Origin of the sequence: Streptomyces yokosukanensis (genome assembly GCF_001514035.1) — a bacterium.
GTDB classification, from domain to species: domain Bacteria; phylum Actinomycetota; class Actinomycetes; order Streptomycetales; family Streptomycetaceae; genus Streptomyces; species Streptomyces yokosukanensis.
Genome location: NZ_KQ948207.1, coordinates 146,243 through 164,176, shown reverse-complemented (window position 1 = coordinate 164,176; position 17,934 = coordinate 146,243). Strand labels below are relative to the sequence as shown.

16 protein-coding genes and 1 pseudogene are annotated in these 17,934 nt (G+C 73.0%); 11 read left to right on the top strand and 6 right to left on the bottom strand.

What is annotated here, in order from left to right; genetic code table 11:
- Positions 1-13 precede the first annotated feature (13 nt).
- Positions 14-880 (bottom strand): alpha/beta fold hydrolase, encoded by an 867-nt coding sequence (locus AQI95_RS04050; RefSeq protein ID WP_067118669.1) that lies wholly within the window; start codon positions 878-880, stop codon positions 14-16.
- Between AQI95_RS04050 and AQI95_RS04045 the strand changes: the two genes are divergently transcribed.
- Positions 861-1,460, top strand: a complete 600-nt coding sequence (locus AQI95_RS04045) for a TetR/AcrR family transcriptional regulator (protein ID WP_244188617.1) — start codon at positions 861-863, stop codon at positions 1,458-1,460. The two genes, AQI95_RS04050 and AQI95_RS04045, sit on opposite strands and share 20 nt — an antisense overlap.
- 18 nt (positions 1,461-1,478) lie before the next feature.
- Here AQI95_RS04045 and AQI95_RS04040 read toward each other — a convergent pair whose 3' ends face one another.
- Positions 1,479-2,105, bottom strand: coding sequence for a DinB family protein (locus AQI95_RS04040; RefSeq protein WP_067117424.1), 627 nt, complete (start codon positions 2,103-2,105; stop codon positions 1,479-1,481).
- 191 nt (positions 2,106-2,296) lie between these two features.
- Positions 2,297-3,262: pseudogene (gene pip / locus AQI95_RS04035) on the bottom strand (prolyl aminopeptidase).
- A 186-nt stretch (positions 3,263-3,448) separates the two neighbouring features.
- Here pip and AQI95_RS04030 point away from each other — a divergent pair.
- The 6 genes from AQI95_RS04030 to AQI95_RS04005 all read left to right on the top strand — a co-directional run bounded on the left by AQI95_RS04030 (position 3,449) and on the right by AQI95_RS04005 (position 11,109).
- Positions 3,449-4,228, top strand: a complete 780-nt coding sequence (locus AQI95_RS04030; protein ID WP_067117421.1) for a polysaccharide deacetylase family protein — start codon at positions 3,449-3,451, stop codon at positions 4,226-4,228.
- Positions 4,229-4,386: 158 nt separating this feature from the next.
- Entirely contained in the window at positions 4,387-5,595 is a 1,209-nt protein-coding gene (locus AQI95_RS04025; RefSeq protein WP_067117419.1) for an EfeM/EfeO family lipoprotein, read from the top strand.
- A complete protein-coding gene (gene efeB, locus AQI95_RS04020) occupies positions 5,592-6,818 on the top strand; it encodes an iron uptake transporter deferrochelatase/peroxidase subunit (protein WP_067117416.1) in 1,227 nt (408 codons plus the stop codon). Before AQI95_RS04025 ends, efeB begins: the two co-directional genes overlap by 4 nt.
- Before the next feature lie 176 nt (positions 6,819-6,994).
- Positions 6,995-8,818 (top strand): phospholipase C, encoded by a 1,824-nt coding sequence (locus tag AQI95_RS04015; protein ID WP_067117413.1) that lies wholly within the window; start codon positions 6,995-6,997, stop codon positions 8,816-8,818.
- 87 nt (positions 8,819-8,905) lie between these two features.
- Positions 8,906-9,943: an aminoglycoside phosphotransferase family protein gene (locus AQI95_RS04010; RefSeq protein WP_067117410.1), complete on the top strand. Its 1,038-nt coding sequence runs from the start codon at positions 8,906-8,908 to the stop codon at positions 9,941-9,943.
- Between the two features lie 176 nt (positions 9,944-10,119).
- A complete protein-coding gene (locus AQI95_RS04005; RefSeq protein WP_067117408.1) occupies positions 10,120-11,109 on the top strand; it encodes a hypothetical protein in 990 nt (329 codons plus the stop codon).
- A gap of 5 nt (positions 11,110-11,114) precedes the next feature.
- On the opposite strand, the gene AQI95_RS04000 is transcribed toward AQI95_RS04005, so the two are convergent.
- Both AQI95_RS04000 and AQI95_RS03995 read right to left on the bottom strand, forming a co-directional pair.
- Positions 11,115-11,297: a hypothetical protein gene (locus AQI95_RS04000; RefSeq protein ID WP_067117405.1), complete on the bottom strand. Its 183-nt coding sequence runs from the start codon at positions 11,295-11,297 to the stop codon at positions 11,115-11,117.
- A gap of 135 nt (positions 11,298-11,432) precedes the next feature.
- On the bottom strand, positions 11,433-12,053 hold the full coding sequence (locus AQI95_RS03995) for a TetR/AcrR family transcriptional regulator C-terminal domain-containing protein (RefSeq protein ID WP_067117402.1): 621 nt from the start codon (positions 12,051-12,053) through the stop codon (positions 11,433-11,435).
- Between the two features lie 136 nt (positions 12,054-12,189).
- Here AQI95_RS03995 and AQI95_RS03990 point away from each other — a divergent pair, with 136 nt between their 5' ends.
- From AQI95_RS03990 to AQI95_RS03975, 4 genes are all read left to right on the top strand, one after another.
- Positions 12,190-13,740 carry an APC family permease gene (locus AQI95_RS03990; protein WP_079071039.1) on the top strand — a complete coding sequence of 517 codons (1,551 nt, stop codon included), beginning with the start codon at positions 12,190-12,192 and terminating at the stop codon, positions 13,738-13,740.
- A gap of 35 nt (positions 13,741-13,775) precedes the next feature.
- Positions 13,776-15,347: an amidohydrolase gene (locus AQI95_RS03985; RefSeq protein WP_067117398.1), complete on the top strand. Its 1,572-nt coding sequence runs from the start codon at positions 13,776-13,778 to the stop codon at positions 15,345-15,347.
- Between the two features lie 277 nt (positions 15,348-15,624).
- A complete protein-coding gene (locus tag AQI95_RS03980; protein ID WP_244188616.1) occupies positions 15,625-16,254 on the top strand; it encodes a hypothetical protein in 630 nt (209 codons plus the stop codon).
- A 101-nt stretch (positions 16,255-16,355) separates the two neighbouring features.
- Positions 16,356-16,745, top strand: a complete 390-nt coding sequence (locus tag AQI95_RS03975) for a VOC family protein (protein WP_067117392.1) — start codon at positions 16,356-16,358, stop codon at positions 16,743-16,745.
- A gap of 103 nt (positions 16,746-16,848) precedes the next feature.
- Here AQI95_RS03975 and bla read toward each other — a convergent pair whose 3' ends face one another.
- Complete coding sequence (gene bla, locus AQI95_RS03970) at positions 16,849-17,751, bottom strand: class A beta-lactamase (RefSeq protein WP_067118666.1); 903 nt, start codon at positions 17,749-17,751, stop codon at positions 16,849-16,851.
- Positions 17,752-17,934 lie beyond the last annotated feature (183 nt).

The window sequence follows — 17,934 nt, the reverse complement described above, 5'->3', positions numbered from 1 at the left end:
CCCGCGCACGGGGTCAGCGCTCGTCGGGCAGGGGGTGGTCCTTGGCGAACCGGCGGATCTCGTCAGTGAGCGCGGCCGGGTTGTCCAGCGGGACCAGGGTGCGGGCTCCGGGGATCTCCACATAGCGGGAGTTCGGCAGCAGCTCGGCCAGGCGGCGGCCCGCCGCGGGCGGCATCATGCGGTCCTCGGCGCCCCAGGCGACCAGTGCCGGGCGGGTGAACCCCGGGAGGTTGCGGGCCGCCCGCAGATAGCAGTCCTTCCGGGTCGCGTGGAGGAACCGGGTGAAGTCCCGGCGAACATGACGGTTCGTCAACAGCGGCCCGTACCAGCGCCCGATGAGTTCCTTCGGCAGCCGTGTCCTCGCCATGCCGCCGAGCGAGGTCCGCATACGGACGAGGGAGGGGAAACGGAAGGACTGCACGAGGAGGAAGGTGCCGCCGGGGACCTTGCAGGCCACGGACAGGATCCGGCCCTGGATGCCGGGCGGGTAGTTGTCCAGGGCCTCGCAGGAGGTCAGGACGAGCCGGGCGATGCGTTCGTCCCGTACGCCGACGAGGAGTTGGGCCGTACCGGCGTCGTTCTGGACGAGGGTGGCGTCGCGCAGGTCCAGGCGGTCCATGAAGTCGGCCAGCACACGGGCGACGCCGTGCGCGGAGAGGTCCGCGTCCGGGCGCATCGGGCGCCGGTGGCTGCCGAGGGGCAGGACGGGCACCAGGACACGGAAGTCGGGGCTCAGCGCGCGGACGACGTCGGCCCCGACCGATTCGTCGAAGCCGAGGCCGTGGGCGAGGACCACGGTGAGCCCGTCGCCCCCGGTGTCCTGGTAGTCGATGGTGCAGCGACTTCCCGGAGGTGCCACCGTGAGCGACGGCAAGGCCATCAGCACCCATGAGACGCGGCGGCGCATCGTGCACGCCGGTACCGAGCTGTTCCGGCGTTCGGGCTACACCGGCACGGGGATGAAGCAGATCGCCGAGGCGGCCGGTGCGCCGTTCGGCTCGATCTACCGCTTCTTCCCCGGCGGGAAGGCCCAGTTGGGCGAGGAGGTCGTCCGCACCTCGGGCGCCGTCCACCTGGAACTCGTCACCACACTCATGGCGCCGTACGAGGACCGCGTGGCGGCCACCGCCGACGCCTTCGCCGCGGCGGCCGGCACCCTCGCCGAACTGGACTTCGCCGACCCGTGCCCCATCGCGACGGTCGCGTTGGAGGTGGCGAGCACCAACGAGTCGCTGCGGCAGGCCACTTCGGAGGTGTTCGACAGCTGGATCGGCCATCTGGCCGCCTACTACGCCGAGGGCGGCATCCCCGAGCCCGTCGCCCGCAGGACGGCGAGTTCGGTCATCGCCCTGCTGGAGGGCGCCTTCATGCTCGGCCGGGCCGCGCGCAGCACCGAACCGGTGCGGGCCGCGGGCACGGCGGCCGCGGCGATCGTACGAGCGGCACCGGCCGGGGAGTGAGCGGGCCGGACCCGGCCGTCAGGCCTGCCGGTGCGCCCGGTGGAGGTCGCGGAGCAGGGCGATCTCGGCGCCGTGGTGCAGCACTTCCTGGTTGACCCACCACACGATGTCGAGGAAGGGTTCCTCCGCGTCGCTGCCGTACGGGTAGGCGCAGTACCCCACCGTGTCCAGCGCCGGGTCGTCGGCGCCGAGCAGTGCCTGGCGCCAGGCGGCCGCGCCCGTGCGGAAGGCCTCGATCGCGGTGGCGGCGTCGCCGCTGACGGGATGCTCGTCGCGGGTGGCCGAGCGGCTGCCGGCGGTGTGGTCGGCGCGCAGCACCAGCATCTCGGTGAGATGGCTCAGGCGCCATGCGAGGGTCGTCACGGGCGGCGGCCACGGGTGCGGGTACGGCGCGGCGTCCCGCCCCCACGGGCCGCCGCCGGCCAGAAAGGCCGCCCGTGGTCCCGGCCCGTCCGCGCGCCGTCGCACCGTCCAGCAGCCGGGGACCGGTTCCCAGAAGTACTCGTCGTCGGTCAGGGGCTCGACCTCGGTGTCCGTGCCGTCGCCGCTGTCCGTGACGGGCCCGGCCAGTCGGCCGAGGAGGCGCTCGCACGCGAAGTCGAACTGGGCCAGCAGCGGGCGGAGTCGGGGCGGTGACGGCGTCATCGGACACTCCTGGAGGTGAAGGCCCCGGAACGTGCCGGAGCCGGCCGGTGCGTGGCTGTGCCGACGGGCCAGCCTGACACATCCGCCCCGACTGCGCGCCCCGGTTTCCCGGCACGGGCAGCGCCCGTCTCGACGGAGGTCGCACCCGCCGCACCCACCACGTTCCGGCACCGGGGAGATCTTTCGGCGTCCTAGACCCGAGCGGCGTACCGGTCGGTCGCCGCCACCAGGGCCTCGGCCATGCCCGGCGCGCCGCTGTTGTGGCCGCTGTCGCCCACGATCACCAACTCGCTCTCGGGTCAGGCCCGATGGAGCCGCCAGACGGTGCCGAGGAGGTTGCCGAAGTCCAGGCTGCCCTGGACCAGGGTGCCGGGGATCCCCTTGAGCAGGGGTGCGTCGCGCAGCACCACGCCCTCGTCGTTGCCCTCGCCGAGGAAGTGGTCGTTGCCCCAGTAGTGGGTGACGGTGCGGGCGAAGCCCATGCGGAAGACCGGGTCTTCATAGCGGTCGACGGAGCGCGGGGGCGCCGGGATCGTGGCCGTCTCCCAGTCGGTCCAGGCCCGCGCGGCCCGCTCCCGCACCTCGGGGTCGGGGGATTCGAGCAGCCGGTTGCAGGCGGCGGCGAGGTTGCCGTCCCGTTCCCCGGCCGGCAGCGCGGACCGGAACCGCTCGAAGGCGTCCGGGAAGATCCGGCCAAGTCCCCTGGTCAGCAACTCGACCTCGGCGTTCGACCCGGTGGCGACGCCCGTCAGCACCAGTTCGGAGACGGCACCCGGGTGGGTCTGCGCATAGCGCAGCGCGAGCACCGACCCCCAGGACACGCCCCACACCAGCCACCGTTGGATGCCCAGGTGCCGGCGCAGCAGTTCCAGGTCGGCCATGAGATGCGCCGTGGTGTTGACGCTCATGTCGGTGTCGTGGCGGCTCGCGTGCGGCGTGGACCGGCCGCTGCCGCGCTGGTCGAGCAGGACGATCCGATAGGCGGCCGGGTCGAACAGGCGCCGGGGGTAAGGGGAGCAGCCGGATCCCGGTCCGCCGTGCAGGACGACCGCCGGTCTGCCGTCCGGGTTGCCGCAGGTCTCCCAGTGGACGTGGTTGCCGTCGCCCACATCCAGCAGGCCGTGCGCGTACGGTTCGATCTCCGGATAGAGAGCCATCCGGGCACCGTACCGACTCCGCCGGCCGACCGGCCGTGCGCGCTCAGGCCCACTGTCGCGGAACCGCCCCGGAATTGTCCGTGATCCGTAACAATCGGATCCCCCTTCGAACCCTCGCCGTCCTGACAGGTGCACAGAACACGGGTGCATGGGGCCAAACAGACACGGACGAGATCGGGGCGGGACATGGCGGGGCATGGTGGGCGGGGATGGCACGGTCGGATGATCGCGGCGGCGGTCGGGGTCACGGCGGTGGCGGCCGCCACGTCGGTGTGGACCGCGCAGGCCGGCCAGTCGGGCAGCGACGCGCCCGCGCCCCGGGCGAGCGCCTCGGCCCGTGCCACCACGCCGAAGACACCACCCGTGTCCGCCGCGATCGCTCACGCCTCGGACGGGGGCGCGAACGCGGTCAACATCACCATCGACGACGGACCGGACCCGGTCTGGACCCCGCAGGTGCTCCAAGTCCTGCGCGCCAACGGCGTGAAGGCGACGTTCTGCATGATCGGCCCGCAGGCCGAGGCGCACCCGGACCTGGTCCGGCAGGTGGTGGCGGCAGGGCACAGACTGTGCGACCACACGGTGTCGCACGACACCACGATGGACAAGAAGTCCGAGGCCTACCAGTCACAGCAGATACTTGAGGCCGAGCAGCAGATCACCAAGGCGTCCGGCGGTGTACGGCCGATGTACTACCGGGCTCCGGGCGGGGCCTTCACCCCGTACAGCCGCCACCTGGCGGCCTCGCACGGGATGCTTCCGCTCGGGTGGAACGTGGACTCCAAGGACTTCGAGCGGCCCGGCACCGCCGCCATCATCAGCACCGTCAAGCGCGAGTTGGCCAACGGGCCGACGCTCCTCTTCCACGACGCGGGCGGCGACCGCTCGCAGACCGTGGCCGCGCTGCGCACTCTGCTGCCGTGGCTGAAGCAGCAGGGCCACTCCTTCGGTTTCCCGGTGAGCTGAGCACCGGCCACCGCGGCACGCGGCGCCAGCCGCTCACCGTGAAAGCGCCGGTGAACCCCAGGGGAATTCTTGGCCATCGAACGCCCTGGACGGATGTTCGGTTCCGGAACGGCGCCTACCATGAGGCCGTTGCGTACATCGTTCCGGAAAGGCTCGCCATGCCGTTGCCTCGCCTCGGCACGCGGTCCGTTCGTCTCCGGACGGCGCCCGCGGTGTTCGTCGTCCTCGCCGTGGCCCTGGCGGGCACGCTGCTCGCATCCACGCTGGGCGGGCCGCGACACGGCCGGACCACCGGCGCCCCCTCGGACCATGTCGTCATCGACGTCTCGCAGAGCCGCTGCGGCCACGGCTGGACCCGGCCCGAGCCCGGAGTGCGCACCTTCGACCTGCACAACTCCTCCGACGGCGCCGCCGAGGTCTACCTGGAGGACCCCGGCAGCCAGGCGGTGTACGGCGAGGTGGAGGGCATCGGGCCCGGTACGACACGGCAGTTGACCGTCCGGCTGGGCAAGGGGGCGTACGCCTTCAAGTGCGTGCCCGACGACGCCGACGCCGTGACCGGGCCCACCGTGCACATCACCGGCGGCGAGCGCGGACCGGGCGCCGCGCCGGTCACCGAGCACGATCTGATCCCGCCCGCCCTCGCCTATCAGAAGTGGGTCGGCGGCGGCCTCGACGACGTCGTGCGGCTGACCGCGAAACTCAAGGACGCGATCGACGCGGGAGACCTCGCGACCGCCCGGTCGGCCTGGCTGCCGGCCCATCTCCAGTACGAGCGGCTGGGTGCGGCGTACGACGCCTTCGGGGACGTGGACGCGGCGATCAACGGCACCGACGCCGGCCTGCCCGGCGGGGTGCGCGACAAGGACTTCGCCGGGTTCCACCGCATCGAGTACGGGCTGTGGCACGGCGCATCCGCCGCCGGGCTGCGCGCTCCGGCCACGGCCCTGGTGAAGGCGGTGACCGGGCTGCGGGACAGCTGGTCGCAGACACGGATGGACCCCGCGCAGCTGGGACTGCGGGCGCACGAGATCCTGGAGAACACCGTGCAGTTCGAGCTGACCGGCCGCAGCGACTACGGCAGTGGCAGCAATCTCGCCACCGCCCGCGCCAACCTCGACGGCACGCGCGAGGTGCTGTCCCGGCTGCGTCCGCTGCTCACCACCCGGTACACCGATCTGCCGGGCCTGGAGGCGGACGTGGACCGTGCCGGGCACACCCTCGACGGCTTCCGGCACGGCGCTCGCTGGACCCCGCTGGACCGGCTGAGCCGTGCGCAGCGCGAGCAGACCGACGCGGTGCTCGGCGATCTGGTGGAGCGGCTGGCCTCGGTGGCCACCCTGTGCGACCCGCGGAGGACCGTATGAGCAGCACCGAACGACCCGACGGCGTGGGCCGGCGCCGCTTTCTGCGCGGCGCCGCCCTGGCGGGCGCCGGCCTCGCCACGAGCGCCGCGGCACCCGCCGCCGCTCCGGCGACCGCGGCGGACGCCCTGGCCCCGTTCCACGGCGTCCACCAGGCCTCGGCGATCGCGGCCCCGCGCCGTACGAGCGTGTTCGCCTCCCTCGACGTGACCGCCGAGAGCCGTGCGGACCTCAGCGACCTGCTGCGCACGCTCACCGACCGGGCCCGCTTCCTCACTTCCGGCGGTACGCCGGCCCCGGCCGGCATCACCGCCCCGCCCAGCGACTCGGGTGTCCTCGGCGACCGGGTGCCGTCCGGTCGACTGGCCGTCACCGTGGGCGTCGGCGCCTCGCTGTTCGACGACCGGTTCGGGCTTGCCGCGTCGAAGCCGCGGCGGCTGACCGCCATGCCCGGGTTCCCCGACGACGACCTCCGGGCCGACTGGTGCCACGGCGACGTCAGCCTCCACCTGCACGCCGACGACCCGGACACCACCCTGCACGCACTGCGTGACATCGCCCGGCACACCCGGGGCGCCCTTCAGGTCCGCTGGCGGCTGGACGGCTTCTCCAGCCCGCCCCGGCCCTCCGGAACCCCGCGCAATCTCATGGGGTTCAAGGACGGCACCGCCAACCCGGACGCCACCAGCGGCCGTGAGATGGACCGTCTGATCTGGGTGGGCAAGGGCATGGGCGAGCCGGACTGGGCGGTCGGCGGCAGCTATCAAGTCGTGCGGCTGATCCGGATGCTGGTGGAGTTCTGGGACCGGGTCTCGCTCAGCGAGCAGGAGCGGATGTTCGGCCGCGCCCGCTCCTCCGGCGCACCGCTGGACGGCGACCACGAGCACGACACGCCGCACTACGCCGACGATCCGAAGGGTGACGTCATCCCGCTGGACGCGCACATCCGGCTCGCCAACCCGCGCACGTCCGCGACCACCGACCAGCGCCTGCTGCGCCGGGCGTACAACTACGACCGGGGCATGGACGCCAACGGCAACCTGGACATGGGCCTGTTGTTCTGCTGCTACCAGCAGGATGTGAAGCGGCAGTTCGAGGCGGTGCAGCACCGGCTGGCCGGCGAGCCGCTGACGGACTACATCACGCCGTTCGGCGGCGGATACTTCTTCGCGCTGCCCGGCGTCCGGGATCCCTCGGACTGGTACGGACGTGCCCTGTTCGGCTGAACCTGTCCGGACAACTCATCAGCCAATAGGGTCAACACACCGTCAAGTTTTGCCCTAACATCCCTGACTCGGTGTTCACCTGGGCGCCATCATGGCTCCGCCGACGCGCTCCGCAGTGGGCGCAGCATGCGTGCTCGTACGACGCACAGACGTTCTGTCCAAAGGGGTAGACCACCATGGCCAGCAGAGGAAGACGAGCCGCGATGCGGAGCCTGGGCGCGCTCGCGGGAGCCGCGGCGCTGACCGTGCTCGGCAGCAACGCGCCCGGTTGGGCGGCAACGCCCTCCGGGCACGGCGGGCACTCCTCGACCGTGACGCCGATCAAGCACGTCGTCGTGCTTTTCGACGAGAACATCTCCTTCGACCACTACTTCGCGACGTACCCGAAGGCCGCCAACACGGACGGCACGAAGTTCACCGCGTCGAAGAACACCCCGAAGGACATCGACACCCTGGCGCACGCGGGCCTGCTGAAGCACAACCCGAACCAGTACGCGCCCAAGCGGCTCTCCCCGTCGCAGGCGATGACCTGCGACCAGAACCACTCCTACGGCGCCGAGCAGTACGCCTACAACGGTGGCAAGGCCGACCAGTTCGTCCAGAACACCGAGGTCGACAAGTGCAGCGGCGGCCTGTTCGGCGAGCCCGGCCTGGCGATGGACTACTACGACGGCAACACCGTCACTGCGCTGTGGAACTACGCCCAGCACTACTCCCTGAGCGACCGCGCCTACAGCTCGGTCTACGGCCCCTCGACGCCCGGCGCCCTCAACCTGATCTCCGGTCAGACGCACGGCGCGGTCTCCGTGGACCCCGTCACCGGCAAGCAGACCTCGAAGCCGGACGCGTACGCGATCCAGTCGCCGGACGCCAAGGGCGTCGGCACGGTGATCAACGACCCCGACCCGGCGTTCGACGACTGCTCCGGCAAGGACCACACCAGCACCAACGCGCTGGCGTCGCTGCAGGGCAAGAACATCGGTGACCTGCTCAACACCAAGAAGGTGTCCTGGGGCTGGTTCCAGGGCGGCTTCCGCCCGTCGACCGCGTGGAACGGCACGTCCGGCTCGTACGCCAAGTGCGACACCACGCACACCAACGTGGGCGGCGCGGCCGTGGCGGACTACAGCCCGCACCACAACCCGTTCTCGTACTACAAGTCGACGGCCAACCCGCACCACCTGGCCCCGAAGAGCGTCTCCGAGATCGGCCACAGCGGTCAGGCCAACCACAACTACGACCTGACCGACTTCTCCGCCGCGCTCAAGGCGGGCAAGCTGCCGGCCGTCAGCTTCCTCAAGGCCGGTGAGTACCAGGACGGCCACGCCGGGTACTCCGACCCCACCGACGAGCAGCACTTCCTGGTGCAGCAGATCAACGCGATCCAGAGCTCACCGCAGTGGAAGTCCACCGCGATCGTGGTCGCCTACGACGACTCCGACGGCTGGTACGACCACGCCTACGCCCTGCCGAAGAACGGCTCGACGGACTCCTCGGTCGGCTCCAACGGCAAGGCCACCGACGGCCCGGCCTGCCAGAAGGGCCCGAAGGCGTCGGGCGGTTACGCGGACCGCTGTGGCCCGGGCACCCGTCAGCCGCTGCTCGTCGTCTCGCCGTTCAGCAAGGTGAACAAGGTCGACCACACGCTGTCGAACCAGGCCTCCATCACCCGGTTCATCGAGGACAACTGGCGCACCGGCCGGGTCGGTGACCACTCCTTCGACGCGACGGCCGGCTCCCTGTCGGGCATGTTCGACTTCCGGCACCCGAACAACAGGCAGGTGCTGCTGAACTCCGACGGCTCGGTCAAGCACGTCGGCCCGATCAAGCACGTCGCCCCGGTCGCCACGAGCATCACCGGGGGCACGATGCAGAACACGGCCGCCACGACCGACGCCTCCGGCTTCCCGACCCTGCCGGTCGGCCTCGGCGTCGGTGCCCTGCTGGCCGCGGGTGCGACCGGCACCTACCTGACGATGCGCCGCAAGCAGCGCGCCTGATCCTCCCCGCACAACGGCGCGCCCCCGGTCGGTGACCGGGGGCGCGCCCCTTTGCGCGCCGCGTCCGGCCGATGGTGGGATGGCGCGATGGAGCGGGAGAGCCGAACCGGCCGCGGAAGTCCGATCGCCCGTGAGTCTTCGATCGTCGTGGACCGGAACACCTACCAGTACGCGGCCACCCCGTGGGAGCGGGAGTCGTGGCGGGACGCGGCCCTCGACTGGGTGGCCGAGCGGCTCGCCGCGCGCGGTCTGCGCATGGGCGCTGAGCTGCGGGTGCGGTTGCGGCCGTGGTCCGTGCTGGTGCGGGTGCCCGTCCAGGGGCGCGACGCCGTCTGGTTCAAGGCCAATCCGCCGGGCAGCGCCTTCGAGGGCCCGTTGACCGCCGCGCTGGCCCGCTGGGTGCCGGAGCATGTGCTGGAGCCGCTGGCCGTCGACGCCGAGCGGGCCTGGGTGCTGCTGCCCGACGGGGGCGAGCTGTTCCGCACCGCGCTCGCCCGCGCGCCGGTCGAGCCGGTGGCCTGGGAGGACCTGCTGCGCCGGTACGCGCGCCTGCAGCGGGCCGTGACCGCGCACCGGCACGAGATCGAGCAGCTCGGAGTGCCGGCCGCCCGGACCCTCGGCCTGCCCGAGACGTTCGACGGGCTGCTGGCGAGGAACACCGTGCTGGGCGCCGAGGACCGCGCCCGGCTGGAGCGGTTGCGCCCCCGTCTCGCGCAGTGGTGTGCCGAACTCGCCTCCATCGGCGTCGAGGACACCCTGGACCACGCGGACCTGCACGACGGCCAGCTGTTCCGGCCGGCACCGGGCCGGTTCACCTTCTTCGACTGGGGCGACGCGGCCGTGTCCCACCCGTTCTGCAGCCTGCGGATCCCCGCCGAGAAGGCTCTTGCGCGCTACGGCCCGCAGGTCCTGGACCGTCTTCTCGACGCGTATCTGGATCCCTGGACGGGCCCCGGCCGCACGGCGGCGGATCTGCGGCGCGCCGCGCACCTCGCCTGGCGGCTGAGCGCCCTGAGCCGCGCCGCGTCCTGGGGCCGTACGTTCCCCGACCCGTCGGGGACGGCCTCGGGCGACGAGCACAGCGCGAAATCCCTGGTGGAGATCCTCGACGCCCCACCGTTCTGAGCGAGTTGGGGGTTTCCGACGGTCGGTGCAGGGTCCTCGTCACCGCGCGTGCGACCCGCCGATCCGGACGCGTCGGCGCCGACGCCTGCGACGGGCACCGTCGGCTCGAGCCGGTCCGATCCGACGGCAGGGCGCCGACTGGCCCCTGCCGTGCCGCCCGGCGGACACTGGGCCCCATGACCCCGACGGGCCCTTCCTCGCCCCGTCGCCGTGCCGTGCTGGGCGCCTTCGTCTCAGCCGCGCTCGGCGCGGCCGGCTGCTCCCGGACCGCGGCACCGGCCGGGCACCCGCGCCAGGAGGACCCGACCCGCGGCGGCTCGCCGTCGCCCTCCCCCGGCCTGCCGCACACCGTGCTCTGGCGGCCGACGTCCGCCGAGGTCCAGCCGGCGGCGAAGCTGCGCGCCGTGCGGCTGGTGGAGGCGATCGGCGCGTGGGCCGCCGGGCAGGGCGGTGCGGCGGCGGCGCGCGCACGGGTCGCGGCGCTCGGACTGCCGACGGCTCTCGTGGGCCGGGCCGGACCGCTGCTGCCGACGGCCGACGAGGCCGCGCTGCAGGTCGTGTACGCGCAGTACGGCGGGATTCTGTCCCGGTCGGCCAGTGTGCTGGTGGTGTGCCGGCAGTGGACCCGGCGCGGCGGCACGACGCGCGCGGGCGGAAGCACGGTCGACGTGCGACTGTCCCGGTCGGGGTCCGACTGGACGGTCGACGCGCTGTATCCGGCGCGCCCCGGACCGGCCCTGCGGTCACTGGCGCCGGACATCCGGACCGCGCTGTCCGACGACCGGATCGTGCTGCCGCCCGCCGCCGTGGCGGACCTGCGCAGCGGTCAGGTGCACACCAGCGCGGCCCGGGCGCTGCTCGCCCTGGCGCGGACGTACCGGCTGGAGGTGAGCGTCGTGCGGTCGGGGCACCCGCTGGACGTGTTCGGCACCGGCCGGCCCAGCGACCATCCGCGCGGGCGGGCCTTCGACGTCTGGCGGATCGACGGTCACGCGGTCGTCGACCCGGCGACGTCACGCGGCCTGATCGAGCGGTTCATGCGGGACGCGGCGGCCGCCGGGTCGTACAACGTGGGTGGTCCCGTGCTGTTGCCGGGCGGCGGCGCCGGCCAGTTCTTCAGCGACGCCACCCACCACGACCATGTGCACGTCGGCTTCCGCGCCTGACCCGGTCAGTCCGTCGCCGCGTGCTGCCCTCCCGAGCGCATGTGGTCCCTGCGTGCGTTGTTGTAGATCCGCAGGAGATGCTTGGCGACGGCACAGGCCGCGCCGTCGGCATGGCACTGACGGCACGTCCGCACGTGCTGCTCATAGGTGAGGCGCGCGTTTTCCAACACGTCGTTGAGAGAGGACATCGAGATCTCCGGGCAGGGCGCGTCCTTGGACAGCGCCTAGTTGACTGACTGGTACACCCAGAGACAAGGTGATCATGTTACTGGCGGTACTGGGAAACTCGTACCGTCCGCGCCACCGCCGTGCCGCGGCACCCGTCAGCAGGCACCGTCCGGCGGTCGCAGCAGCGCACGCGCGTGGTTCATGAAGGCGGCCAGTCCCACCTCGAAGGCGCGGTCGGCCCGGCCCTCGCCGACGGCGGCCAGGGCGTCCGCGAGGCGAGGCGTGGACGCACGGTCCGTCAGCTCCCACATCGTCTCGGGGGCGGCGAGGTCGAGGGCGGAGCCCAGCACCAGGTTCTCCAGCGCGATGATCAGCGGCATGACCTCGGCGCGGTCGAAGCCGGCCGCGAGCAGCAGGCTCACCGCGCGCTCGTACTGCTCCAGGACCCGTGGCGCGCGCACCGGCGACGTCATGAGCAGCGGGATCGTCCGGGGGTGCGCGGCGAACGCGGCGCGGTAGGAGCGGGCCCAGGCCTCGACGGCCGTGTCCCACGGGGTCAGTTCGAGGGTGCCCGGGTCGATCGCCGCGCAGACGCGCTCGCGCAGCAGTTCCACTATGCCGTCGCGGCCGTCCACGTGGTGGTACACGGAACCCGTCTGCGCGCCGAGCCGCCGGGCGATCTGCGGGACGCTGAAGTCACCGGTCTCGTCGATCAGGCGGAGCGCGGTCGTCGTGATGCGCTCGCGGTCGAGGAGCGGTGTGCGCGGCCGTCCCATGGTCAGCGTCCCCCTGAGGTCTTCCCGGATGCCCAACGGCAGGTTACATTGCGAAAACCGAAAGGCTTTAGGTTTACGGCTCCGGCTGCCCCCACCACCGGGACCCCTCCCCTCCGCCGCCAGAAGGGCTCCCCGCATGTCCGTGTCCCCCTCCGAGCCGCCTGAGGGCAGAGCGCCCTCCGGTACGGCCGGTCTCCGGTCCGGCTCACTCGGCACCGCCGACATCGCCTTCTTCGTCGTCTCCGCCGCCGCACCCCTGACCGTCATGGCCGGGGTCGCTCCGCTCGCGCTCCTGCTGGGCGGCGTCGGCGCGCCCGTCGGCTATCTCCTCGCCGGGCTGACCCTCGCGGTCTTCGCCGTCGGCTTCACCACCATGAGCCGCCATGTGACCAGCGGCGGCGCCTTCTACGCCTACATCTCCCGCGGCCTCGGCCGCACGGTCGGCATCGGTGCCGCGCTGCTGGCGCTGATCGGCTACAACGGCATGGAGATCGGCGTCTACGGCCTGCTCGCCACCACCACCGGCGACACCCTGCACACCCTCGCCGGCCTCGACGTGCCCTGGCTGCCGGTCTCCCTGGCCGGCCTGGTGCTGATCGGCTACGGCGGCTACCGCTCGATCGACTTCGGTGCCAAGGTCCTCGGCGTCCTCCTCGTCGCCGAGACCGGCATACTCGTGCTGCTCGCCGGCGGGGTGCTGGTGAAGGGCGGCGCGCACGGACTGTCCCTGGCCTCACTGGCTCCCTCGCACGTACTCGTCCCCGGCATGGCGGCCGTCCTCGCCTTCGCCTTCGCGGCGTTCACCGGTTTCGAGTCGACCGTCATCTACCGCCGCGAGGCCCGCGATCCCGCGCGCACGGTGCCGCGCGCCACCTATCTGGCCGTCGGATTCCTCGGCCTGTTCTACGCGTTCGTCGTCTGGATCGCCGTCCAGGCCTTCGGCGACGACCAGGTCGTCCGCGCGGCGGGCAAGGACCCGGCCGGGCTGTTCTTCACCGCGATCACCACCTATGTGGGCGGCTGGGCCGCCGATCTGATGCACGTCTTCATCGTCACCAGCGTCATCGCGTCCCTCCTGGCCTTCCACAACGCCATCAACCGCTATGTCCTCGCCCTCGCCGAGGAAGGGGTGCTCCCGCGCCGGCTCGGCCGGATCCACCCGCGCCATCGCTCCCCGTACGTCGCCGGCGCCGCCCAGACCCTTCTCGGCGCCGTCGTGGTCCTCGCGTTCCGGGCCGCGGACGCCGACCCGTACCAGCAGCTGCTGCTGTGGGTGAACACCCCGGGAATGATCGGCCTGTTGCTGCTGCAGCTGCTCGCCGCGATCGCCGTCCCGTGCTACTTCCGGCGGGTGCGACACGGCGAGGGCGTGGTGCGCACGGTGCTGGCGCCGGCGCTCGCCGCCGTCCTGCTGACGACGGCGATCGCGCTGGTCGTGACCCACATCGACCTGTTCACGGGCGCGTCCCGGGCCGTGAACGTCCTCCTCGTCGTCGTGGCACCCGCCGTCTTCGCCCTGGGCCTGCCGCTGGCGTGGTGGCTGCGCCGCTCCCGGCCCGACGTCTACGCCCGCTTCGCCACCGAACCCGACGCAGCCACCGAACCCGGCGGAGCCGCCGGTCCCCGTGAAGGGGCCGGTCCCGGCCGGGACACCGCACCGGCCCCCGTCACCGCCCCCGCCGAATGACCCCGATGCCCTCCCGGCGTACAGGAGTTGATCCGATGCCCGCTGCCGACCTCGTCCTCACCGGCGCCCAGGTCCGCACCCTCGACCCCGCCCGCCCCACCGCCTCCGCCGTCGCCGTGCGGGACGGGGTGATCACTGCGGTCGGCGGGACGGAGGACGTACGGGACTGGCGCGGTCCCGGCACCGAGGTCGTCGACCTGCGCGGCGCGCACCTCGTGCCCGGCCTGGTCGACGCGCACAGCCATCCGGTGTGGGGGCTGGACATGGCGACGGGCACGGATCTGTCGGGCGTGACCGATCTGGCCGGGCTCCGCGCGGCGCTCGCCGGGGCCGAGCGGATCGACGGCTGGATCGTCGGCCACGGCCTGGACCACAACGCGTTCGAGGGCCGTCCCATCCATCACGACCTGGTGGCGGACGTGCTCGGCGCCGGCCCTGCCTTCCTGCGCCTGTACGACGGCCACTCCGCCCTCGCCGACGCCACCGCGCTCGCCGCCGCCGGGGTGACCGGGCCGCGCGCCTTCGCCCAGCACGCGGAGGTGGTGTGCGACGCCGCGGGCCGGCCCACCGGCCATCTGGTCGAGCACGCCGCGATGGATCTGGTGGCGGACGTCGTACCCCGGCCGTCGTACGCCGAACGGCGGGCCCGACTGCTGGAGTTGCTGTCCGCCATGGCCGCGACGGGGCTCACCGGAGCCCATGTGATGGACGGCGGCGACCTCGGCCTGGTGCGGGAGGTGGCCCAGGAGACGGTCCTGCCGCTGCGGCTGCGGTTCGCGCCCTGGTGCATGCCGGGCGCCGACGAGGACGCGCTGCGGGAGCTTGTGCGGCTCCAGCGCACGGGCGGGCGGCACTGGCTGGTCGGCGGGGTGAAGTTCTTCATGGACGGCACCGTCGAGGGCGGCACCGCCTGGCTCGAACACCCCGACTGCCACGGTCAGGGCACCGCCGCGTTCTGGCCGGACCCACGACGCTACGCGGAGGCCGTCCACGCCCTGCACACCGCCGGCGTCCGCACCGCCACGCACGCGATCGGGGACGCGGCCGTCCGCCACGTCCTGGACACCGTCGCCGCCCTCGGGCCGAGCGGGCGCGGAGCCCACCGGATCGAGCACATCGAGACCGTCCCCGACGAACTCCTTCCCCGCTTCGCCGAGTTGGGGGTCGCGGCCTCCCTGCAGCCGCCGCACACCGGCTACACCCGCGACGACGGCACCGACGAGTGGTCCCGCCGGCTGGGCGGCGAGCGGGCCGCCCGCGCCTGGCGGCTGCGCGATCTGCGGGAGGCGGGCGCGACGCTCGCCCTCGGCTCGGACTGGCCGATCGCCCCCTACGACGTGCGGGCCGTGCTGGCGACGGCCCGGCGGCCGAAGGGCGCGGCGGCCCACCGGCCGGGCCTGACTCCCTTGCAGGCGCTGGAAGGCTGCACCAGCCACGCGGCGGCCGCCGGCGGCGAGTCCGGCGTCGCCGGCCGGGTGGCGGCGGGCTGCCGGGCCGACCTCACCGCGCTCGCCGTCGACCCGGTGCACGCGCCCGGCGACGAACTCGCCGATGCGCCTGTGGCGTTGACCGTGACCGGCGGACACGTGGTGCACCGCGGCGGTTGACGTCCCTCGTCAGCGGCGGGTCGGCGCGGCGGGCGGCGGCTCCGGCCGCGATGCCCGCGGTGACCGGCTCGGGCCCCACCGCTACCCACGCCGGTCCGTATCGTCCCGCCCGCCGCGCTCCACGGGTCCCATCAGGCGGGCCGGGACCGGCCCGCCCCCACCCGGCACACTGTGCGGATGGACGACTTCCGACCGGTGCACCGCGAGCCCGCACCCGAGTGGTTACGGACGCCTGCGGGTCCGTACCGACGACCTGTCCCCCGCCCGCTGGCTGACGGTGTCCGCGTCGGGCCGCGGCGCCTTCGGCACAGTCGCGGGCGTCAGCGGTCCGGGCTTCGCCGCGTACGCCCGCATCCTGCACCCGGCCTCCCTCGCGGAGCGGCCCGTGCGCTGGTCGGCGGTGGCCGCCGCACGCGGGACCCGCGTCGCGCCGGGCTCGCGCTGGCACGAGGTCGCGGGGATGGGCGGCGCCTATCACGACGTCGCCGAATACGGTCTGCCCGGCGTCTGGGACGAGCATCCCGGTGAGGGACCGACCCCGCCCGAGGTCGCGCGGGACCTCCTTCCCGTGCTGGCCCGGCACACCACGACCGCGCAGCGGTGCTGGTTCGGGCTGTGGAGCGGCTACGGCCGCTGGGACTTCGACCGGTTCCCCTGCTTCGAGACTCCCGGCCGCGACGAGGTGCTGCTCGGCGGCGCCCTCGCCGACGCCGTCTCACCGGTGTCGCTGGACGAGTTCGCCGAGCTGCCCGATCTGTGGTGGCCCGCGGACCGGGCCTGGTGCCTGGGCGGTGACGTCGACCTGACCAGCACCTATGTCGGGGGGTCCGAGGAACTGATCGCCGACCTGCTCGCCGCCGCCGACCTGGAGGCGCACCCCGTGGCCGCGTCCGACACACTCGGCTGAGCCGTCCGCGGTCCGCCGGGCTAAGATCGACAGTGGCATCGCGTGTCGGTCACCGGCCGGGTGAGGCATGGAGGTGCCAGGACATGACCAGGAGGGATTCCTTGTCAGTCGAGTTGAACCACACCATCGTCCACGCCCGGAACAACCGGGAGTCCGCCGACTTCTTCACCGAGTTGCTCGGCCTCGAGACCGCCCCGGAGTGGGGCCCGTTCGTCGCGGTCAGCCTCGGCAACGGAGTCACGCTGGACTTCGCCAGCGTCCCCGAGGAACACATCGCACCACAGCACTACGCGTTCCTCGTCTCCGAGGAGGAGTTCGAGGCCGCGTACGGCCGTATCGTCGAGCGCGGCATCGAGCACTGGGCCGACCCGCACCAGAAGCAGCCCGGCACGATCAACCGCAACGACGGCGGCCGTGGCGTGTACTTCCTGGACCCCGCGGGCCACGCCATGGAGCTGCTCACCGTGCCGTACGGCGGCTGGCCGTCGTAGCCGACCCCCTCGTGCGCCGAATTCATGCGCCGAACGCCTCGCTCACGGGCGCGTGCGCGGGGCCGTCGCCGCAGGGCCCGGAGCCGTTGCGGTCGACGGGCGCTCACTCGCCCGGCGCGAGGACACGGGCCAGGATGCGGGCCGCCTCCGCGACGAGCGCGTCGTCCGCCGTCGCGTCCTGGGCGCTCTTGGTGGACAGCACGGTCAGCAGGACCGGCGTCCCGCGGGTCGTCCAGGCCACGCCGATGTCGTTGGCGGTGCCGTAGTCGCCGGTACCTGTCTTGTCCGCGAGTGCCCAGCCGCGCGGCAGTCCGGCGCCGAACCGCGCACCGCTGGTGGTGTTGCCCTTCAGCCAGGTGACGAGCCGTTCCCGGTCGGCGCGGGCGAGCGCCCGGCCCAGGGTCAGCCGCTCGAAGCTGCGGCCGAGCGCCCCGGGAGTCGTGGTGTCGCGCGGATCGCCGGGGATCGCGGTGTTCAGGTCCGGCTCCCACCGGTCGAGCCGGCTCGCCTCGTCGCCGAGCGAGCGGAAGAACCGGGTGAGCCCGGGGGGCCCACCGATCTGACGCAGCAGCAGATTGCCCGCCGCGTTGTCGCTGTACTGGATCGCCGCCGCGCACAGGTCCGCCACCGTCATACCGGTGTCGACGTGCTCCTCGGTGCGCGGCGAGTGCGCCAGGATGTCGCGCGGCGGGTAGTGGATCACCGTGTCCAGCGGGGTGCGGCAGGTCTGGTCGCGCAGCACCGCCGCCGCGGCGAACGCCTTGAACGTGGAGCACATCGCGAACCGCTCCCCCGCACGGTGGGACACGGTCCGCCCGGTGCGCGCGTTGCGTGCGTACACACCGAGCCGGGCGCCGTGCCGACGCTCCAGTTCGGCCAACTCGGCTTCGGCGCGCCGCCGTTCGCCGTCCGGGGCGGCCGACGCGGCGGGCGCGGCGACCGCTCCGGCCGCGACGGCCGCGGTGGTGAGGGCGAGACCCGCCTTGAACAGGCCGCGCCGGGCCATCGGGGCGGAGCGGTCGGATCCGGATGCGGAGTCGGGATTCGGGTTCGGGTTCGAATGGGGCAGGGGGCGGGCCATGGGCGCGGTCCTCCGGTCGTCCGGGAGCGGCTTGGTGGATCTTCGGCTCGGACAGGGAAACACCGGGGCCGCGCTCATGTCCAAGAGGGAACTTTGAACATCTCATTC

What these genes read in the sequence shown, in the direction of transcription:
- AQI95_RS04015 (WP_067117413.1), top strand. Translation starts at nt 6,995, where the DNA reads ATGGCCAGCAGAGGAAGACGAGCCGCGATGCGGAGCCTGGGCGCGCTC.
- AQI95_RS04030 (WP_067117421.1), top strand. Translation starts at nt 3,449, where the DNA reads ATGGCGGGGCATGGTGGGCGGGGATGGCACGGTCGGATGATCGCGGCG.
- AQI95_RS04025 (WP_067117419.1), top strand. Translation starts at nt 4,387, where the DNA reads ATGCCGTTGCCTCGCCTCGGCACGCGGTCCGTTCGTCTCCGGACGGCG.
- efeB (WP_067117416.1), top strand. Translation starts at nt 5,592, where the DNA reads ATGAGCAGCACCGAACGACCCGACGGCGTGGGCCGGCGCCGCTTTCTG.
- bla (WP_067118666.1), bottom strand. Translation starts at nt 17,751, where the DNA reads ATGGCCCGGCGCGGCCTGTTCAAGGCGGGTCTCGCCCTCACCACCGCG.
- AQI95_RS03995 (WP_067117402.1), bottom strand. Translation starts at nt 12,053, where the DNA reads ATGGGACGGCCGCGCACACCGCTCCTCGACCGCGAGCGCATCACGACG.
- AQI95_RS04000 (WP_067117405.1), bottom strand. Translation starts at nt 11,297, where the DNA reads ATGTCCTCTCTCAACGACGTGTTGGAAAACGCGCGCCTCACCTATGAG.
- AQI95_RS04010 (WP_067117410.1), top strand. Translation starts at nt 8,906, where the DNA reads ATGGAGCGGGAGAGCCGAACCGGCCGCGGAAGTCCGATCGCCCGTGAG.
- AQI95_RS04005 (WP_067117408.1), top strand. Translation starts at nt 10,120, where the DNA reads ATGACCCCGACGGGCCCTTCCTCGCCCCGTCGCCGTGCCGTGCTGGGC.
- AQI95_RS03985 (WP_067117398.1), top strand. Translation starts at nt 13,776, where the DNA reads ATGCCCGCTGCCGACCTCGTCCTCACCGGCGCCCAGGTCCGCACCCTC.
- AQI95_RS03990 (WP_079071039.1), top strand. Translation starts at nt 12,190, where the DNA reads ATGTCCGTGTCCCCCTCCGAGCCGCCTGAGGGCAGAGCGCCCTCCGGT.
- AQI95_RS04040 (WP_067117424.1), bottom strand. Translation starts at nt 2,105, where the DNA reads ATGACGCCGTCACCGCCCCGACTCCGCCCGCTGCTGGCCCAGTTCGAC.
- AQI95_RS04050 (WP_067118669.1), bottom strand. Translation starts at nt 880, where the DNA reads ATGGCCTTGCCGTCGCTCACGGTGGCACCTCCGGGAAGTCGCTGCACC.